Here is a 6044-nt window from a genome sequence, read left to right as displayed (position 1 = left end):
GAACTCAGTAGTGAAACGAAACAGCGCCGATGATAGTGTAGCATTTGCTATGTGAAAGTAGGACATTGCCAGGCTCCAAATAAGAGAAACCCGTTACAGCGATGTGACGGGTTTTTTGTTGTCTGCAGGAAAGTGAAAATGCAGGTTCGAGGTGAAAGGTAAAAGGCATCAGGTAAAAGGAAAAGAATAAGCGCCTAATGCCGACTCTATACATTTGCTATGTGGCTCTCTACCGCTGTGGGCACTATGACATCACCAAGCTCCAAATTGAGAAAGCCGCTTCAGAAATGAAGCGGCTTTTTTACGTCTGGAACAAAGTTAAAACACCAAGCCAAGACCCCATGCCGAACTCACTAGTGACCGCTCTTGCAATCCTATGCTCTACGGCATGTGTATTCCTATTCATCAAACAAACGCTCCTTCACATCCCAGGGCATCTACCTTTAAAGCAATTTGAGTATGGATACTTATTTGGTGTAGTGTGCCTAAGTAATAGTAAAACCGAAGCGCTGAGTGCCCTATCGTCAATAAAGATTTCATGACGCAACACATGGGAATTAATATCAAAAGCGACGCAGGCGGGACGTCATACGGTGTGATCGTTGATGGGTAGTTTATGCCAATCGACTTAAATATTTAACCATTCTAGCGAGCTAAATAAAGTGCTAACTGCGTTATAATTTATTCAAGTAAAACAACTGCATGTCGAAAATTACGCCTTGTTATCACTGTATTTATCTGTCGCTATAAATGGTCAGTAACTTAACACGATTGGTATAAATCTGTTAACTATTAACCTTCTCGTTGGATCAGACCTTCAAGAGCGCGAATGTTGGAGAGTAAATCTTGCCTTTGTGGGTTAGCGTTAAGTGCTTTTTTAAGCTGGCTTAATGCTTCTTTGTAGTTTTTATTTTCAATTTCAATTTGCGCGAGACCTAACCATGCAGAGAGTTGGTACTCAGGTAAAGCTTGTGCTCGTAAATACATTAACCTTGCTTGTGTCAGTTGGTTTTGTTGCTGATAGATATTTGCCAGGCTTAACAGTGCATCGCCAAGATTTGGGTCGATTGTTAATGCTTTATGTAAACTCTTTTGAGCTTGTTTAAAGTTACCTTGCTCAATTGCTAGCTGAGCGGTATAAACTGAAAACTCTGCGCGGGATTGTTTTGATAACTTATTTATAAAAGGGTTTAGTTGCGAAACGAGCTGCTTGGCTAGCTGCCATTTTTTTTGTGCGATAAGCCAATTTAGGGTTTGCATACTAATCTCGCTAGCTTCTGCTATTTGAGCTGGCTGAGTGCTTGCTAATGCATTACTTAACAATTCAACAGAGCGTGAGTAGCTACCTTGTGTAAGGTGAAGTTGTGCTGCAAGTAATTGATTACTTGCATTGCTAGGTGCCAGCTTTAAAGCTACTTCAATACTTGCCAAAGCTTGTTTATTGTTGTCTTGTTGTAAGGCAATTTGTGCACGTTGTAGCCAAAGATCTGGATTGTTAGGGGATGCATTTAATAGCTCTTTTAGCAGAGCTTGGGCTTGACCTAGATCGCCTGCAGCAATTAGTGAAAATAGTAACCCTTGTTGATATTCTGCTTGCTGTGGCTCAAGCATTAATGCCTGACGATAAGCTGCAATTGCGCTCCAAGGTTGCTCAGCTTGTACATGAATATAGGCAAGTTGCGCATAGACTTGCGCATCAGCTTGGCCAAGTTCAATACAGCGGGTTAGATGTGGCTGTGCTTGTTGATAATTACCTTGCTGCATATAGAGCAGACTTAAACCTTGATGAGCTTTAACTAAATCTGGCATGCTTGATAAACTAGCCTTTAACGCCTGCTCAGCTCCTGCAAACTGTTTTAAGGTTAACAAAACTTGGCCACGTAAAAGTTGTAACGCTGGGCTATCGTTACCTAATTCACGTTGTGTAAATTGATCAGCTACAGCTTGGTAGTTACCTTGTTGTAATAGTGGTTTTAGTTGCTGGGCGAAGCTGCGTTCATTAGCTTCGATTTTTATATCTGTTGGGCTCAGTAAATTATTATTGATCAGCAACTGCCAGTGTGGATCGCTTGGCTGTAGTTTTACCTGCAATGAGGTTGCTTGGCTGGCAGTCATATAAAAGGTTAATGGCACGATAGCTAAACACGTTAACCATTTTTTTGTTGTTAATCTTTTCATTGTATTTTCACTTAAATACTGGCTTTACTAAGGTTTAAATTCAATGGGCCAAATAAATCTGGCTCTCACTATTTCACCGTCTTTTTTTGGTGAACTAAACCGACTTTGCTTAATGATCTTATCTATTTCAGGCTTTAGCTCAGGGTACGGGTTTTGTATAACATCAATTAAGCTTAATCGGCCATTTTCATCGATAAAAACATCGAGCTTCACGATGAAGGTACTCACACCTTGGCGAGTTAACTTTTTAGGTAATACTGCTTTTACGGGAGTGAGTAGCGTGGGTAAACCATCTAGTTGATTTAAGCTAAAGGCATCCCAATTAACTTCGATAGATTGAAATTCAGGAGTCGCAATTGGCATATTTGCAAGGGTTGGTTTACTAAGCGAAATTTTACTTTCAATTTTTATATTAATGGCTTGAATAGTTGCACCCGCACCTTCGACAACGAGGCTTTGCATCGGCTCTGTCACAGCTGATTGCGTCACGGTTGGTGGCGGAGGTGGAGGCAGTGGCACTAAAGCAACTTCCCGAACGATAACTTTGTCGTTGATAGCGTGCTCAGCAATTTGCCCAAGCCAAAGTAAAACTAACGCGCATGCAAGTACCGTTAGGCTCAACATAAAAGCAAAAAACGGATGACGTTTATTAGCTATTGCAGGTTGTGATGCGAGTATATTATTTTGCATATTATTGCTGGGTCGCTAAGTTAACGGTTGCTGCACCAGCAAGTTTTGCTTCGTCTATTACCTTTACTAATAGCTCGGTTGGTACGGTTTTATCAGCTTGGATCACTACCGGTCTTTGCTGTTGTTTTAGCATTTGCTCTACGCTGCTGCGCACACCGGCCACGCCAATTTGGCTACCGTCAAAGTAAACCTGCTGGCTATCAGTTATGGCAAGAAAAATAACTTGTTGCTTTAATCTGCTTGCTGAGACGGCTTGCGGTTTATCAACCTCGACCCCACTTTCGCGAACGAAAACGGTGGTTACAATAAAGAAAATCAATAGTATAAATACCACATCTAATAGTGGTGACATATCAATATGATGCGCAGACTGTTGTTCTAGGCGTTGTTTTAAACGTGCTTGCATTGGCTTAGCTCGCTTGCTGTTGGATAGCACTGTTACGTGTTACGTACAGCAAGTAAGCTTGCATCAGCCATGCAGGAATTGCGCAGACTAACCCCAGTTGTGTAGTGAGTAGAGCATTACTTATCGCTTCGCTCATTAATTCGTTTTCGCCTTGCGACATCACTTTAAATGTATCGAGTAAACCAATAATGGTGCCTAATAAACCAAGTAATGGCAGCGCAGCGGTCAAAATAGAGCTGACATCGTGCCAGTAACCTTGGCGTTGCAGTTTATATTGTTTTAAATGCAGGATATCGTGCCAAATGAGCTGATAAACAAATAGCGCTAATAGGATGATAAGCCAGCAGATAAAATTATCGAACAGTTGCTCAAACATTTTTCACCTCAAGTTGACTAAGTTGCAGTGCGAACGCTTCAAGTTGGGTGTAATAGGCTTTAGCTTTACGCGATAGTAGCGCATTGAGTACTAATGCTGGTATGGCAACAACGAGGCCAAGCTCGGTAGTGATCAAAGCTTGGGCAATACCACCAGATACCACTTCTGGATCGCCAGAGCCAAATAACGTCATCATTTTGAATGTTTCAATCATGCCACTGACTGTGCCCAATAAGCCCAGTAGCGGTGCTATCGATGCTGTGATCGCGATTGCGCCAATGTAGTTATCAAGCTTGTGTTTATTATGCATCAGCTGATTAAATAACTGGTCATCTCTTATTTGTCCTATGTTGCTATCAACAGAGAGTTGAAACAGTGTTGCTTGCATTCCGCTGAAGCTGTGTTGCTCAGGTTGATCAAACGCAGTTTGTAAAGTCAGCGTCGAGACAGCTTTGATCTTACTAAGGCTAAATAATTGATATGCCTTGAATAGCGCAATTAATAATGCAAAACATGCAAATAAAATGATAGGGATTGCCCATAAGCCACCTTTTTCAAGATGTTCAACTGCACCTTCTTGTTGCGCTTGACTGGCAACTAAGCGGGTTAAACTTGGATCAAATGTTAAAGAAGCTGCGATCTTAGCTGAGTTCGTATTTACTTGTGAGTAAGCGATATCAAATGGGTTATTCTCATCACTTGATTGAACTATAGCTACTTTTGGTACTGCAACGTTAGCTGCTGATGAAAGCAGGCCGGTTAGTTTTGGCTGTGCAACACTAAACCAAGCCACGGGACCTACTTGTAATGTTGTAGCTGCGGTCAGTTCGCCATTTTTCAATACTATATTTTGTTTTTTAAACTCTGGATATAATGCCGCGGTTTGCTGCTCTATCACCGCGACTACATCATTCAAAAGTGCTTGTTGATCGTTTTTACTTTGCGCTTGCTGAGCGTATTGACGAGTAAATCGGTTGAGTAAATTTAGCCGATATTGCTGTTGTTGTTGCCAGCTATCTAAGCGTGTTTGTAGCTGGGTTAAACTCAATGTGTCTTCATCAGCTAAACGGCGATTGAGTGTCGCTTGCTCACGCTCTTTTTTAAGTGCTTGCTGTTTTTCAAATATCTGTTGTGCCATAGTTGTTTGCTGTTTGGCAATCCGCTGTTGTGCTTTATTTAAAACGCTCTGCGCCGTTTTAATATCCGTTAGTAATTGTTGTTTGGCAGCATCCGCAGTCGCGGCTGTTACTACTTGGCTAAAACTCAGTAGTGTAACAAACAAAAAAGTACAGAATCGTTTCATGGCGTCAGCTCCTTAGCTGCATAGCTAAATACAGGCAAGGTAAGCCAGTGAGCTGCTTGTTTTTTTTCTTGTACAGCGATACCGTGGGCAATTTGCTCGCCATCAATTTCAGTATCAAATTGCCATTGCCAACCTAACTCAGAAGGGAAGCCAGTGCCCGCATAACTTAAATCATTACTAACAAACCATGCTTGTGCGGCACCCAAATAAAGCTGTTTTACCCATATTTCTTTGCCTTCACTATTACTGATTGCCATTTCATGAATTGAAATTCGGTTTTGAAAATCAGCCAATTGGCCAAGCATTTTTAAAGCAATTTGTAGCTTTTCATTCGCATCTAGGCTTTCGTTATCTAGATCGCCAATACTTTGCCAGCTCGCCAGTAATGGGGGAGGTAATTGTACTTGCAGTGAGCGCAATTGCTGGCTGAGCTGGATTAATTGACTATTGAGCGCGTTTTCATCGGTCTCAAGCTGGCTTTGTTGTTGAATTAGCGCAGTGCGCTTTTCTGCCAGCTCAGAGGTGTTCTTTTGACGATTTTGGTTTAGCTGTTTGAGTTGTGCTTGCTCTGCATCAAGTAAGATTAATGTTTGTTGCATCGAGGTTTTTTTTTCTAGCCAATGTGTTTCTAACTCACTAGTTTGTTGTTCTATTTGTAACCACTGATTAACGAGGTTTTCAAGTTCGCTAACCGGATCAGCTAAGCTTGAGAATGAGCTTAGTAAAATAACTGCCCCAACAGATTTTATAAAACGTTGCATATGCTAAGTAATGCCCTAAAAGTAATAACCATTTACAGTACAAAGCCAAGCTCTGGCTTTAACTTTATAAAATTAAAAAACCTTGATTTTTAAGCGCTTAAACTTAATTTTTTACGCCACTCATGCCCCCAAGTTTACTGTGCATTTACAGTCGCGTTACGTAAGTTTAAAAGTGTGAAAAATAGTACAATGATTGACAAAATAATACAAGTGATAACATTTCGCATTTACATTAATATTACTCAGTGCTAGGATTCCGCCGAACTTAAATCAACGTGCTTAAATGACTTGCTACAAAAACAACGTGTTAGCAAGTTCCCTGCTAATGGA

The 6044-nt window shown here is 41.0% G+C and carries 6 protein-coding genes; all 6 read right to left on the bottom strand.

Annotation, left to right across the window (positions count from 1 at the left end):
• Window positions 1-792 precede the first annotated feature (792 nt).
• Genes H5183_RS19920 through H5183_RS19895 form a run of 6 tightly spaced genes read right to left on the bottom strand, consistent with a single transcriptional unit; the run spans window position 793 to window position 5714 of the window.
• Complete coding sequence (locus H5183_RS19920) at window positions 793-2178, bottom strand: lipopolysaccharide assembly protein LapB (protein ID WP_182732523.1); 1386 nt, start codon at window positions 2176-2178, stop codon at window positions 793-795.
• A gap of 27 nt (window positions 2179-2205) precedes the next feature.
• On the bottom strand, window positions 2206-2868 hold the full coding sequence (locus tag H5183_RS19915; RefSeq protein ID WP_182732522.1) for a hypothetical protein: 663 nt from the start codon (window positions 2866-2868) through the stop codon (window positions 2206-2208).
• A 1-nt stretch (window position 2869) separates the two neighbouring features.
• Window positions 2870-3274, bottom strand: a complete 405-nt coding sequence (locus H5183_RS19910) for a biopolymer transporter ExbD (RefSeq protein WP_182718359.1) — start codon at window positions 3272-3274, stop codon at window positions 2870-2872.
• A gap of 4 nt (window positions 3275-3278) precedes the next feature.
• On the bottom strand, window positions 3279-3650 hold the full coding sequence (locus H5183_RS19905) for a MotA/TolQ/ExbB proton channel family protein (RefSeq protein ID WP_145234597.1): 372 nt from the start codon (window positions 3648-3650) through the stop codon (window positions 3279-3281).
• Window positions 3643-4953 carry a MotA/TolQ/ExbB proton channel family protein gene (locus H5183_RS19900; protein ID WP_182732521.1) on the bottom strand — a complete coding sequence of 437 codons (1311 nt, stop codon included), beginning with the start codon at window positions 4951-4953 and terminating at the stop codon, window positions 3643-3645. The genes H5183_RS19905 and H5183_RS19900 overlap by 8 nt, the downstream gene beginning before the upstream one ends.
• A complete protein-coding gene (locus H5183_RS19895) occupies window positions 4950-5714 on the bottom strand; it encodes a DUF3450 family protein (protein ID WP_182732520.1) in 765 nt (254 codons plus the stop codon). The genes H5183_RS19900 and H5183_RS19895 overlap by 4 nt, the downstream gene beginning before the upstream one ends.
• Window positions 5715-6044 lie beyond the last annotated feature (330 nt).

The organism is Pseudoalteromonas sp. SR44-8 (assembly GCF_014163635.1).
Taxonomy (GTDB): Bacteria; Pseudomonadota; Gammaproteobacteria; order Enterobacterales; family Alteromonadaceae; genus Pseudoalteromonas; species Pseudoalteromonas rhizosphaerae.
Note: the sequence above shows the minus strand (reverse complement) of the source record. Positions and strands in the feature narration are given on the sequence as shown.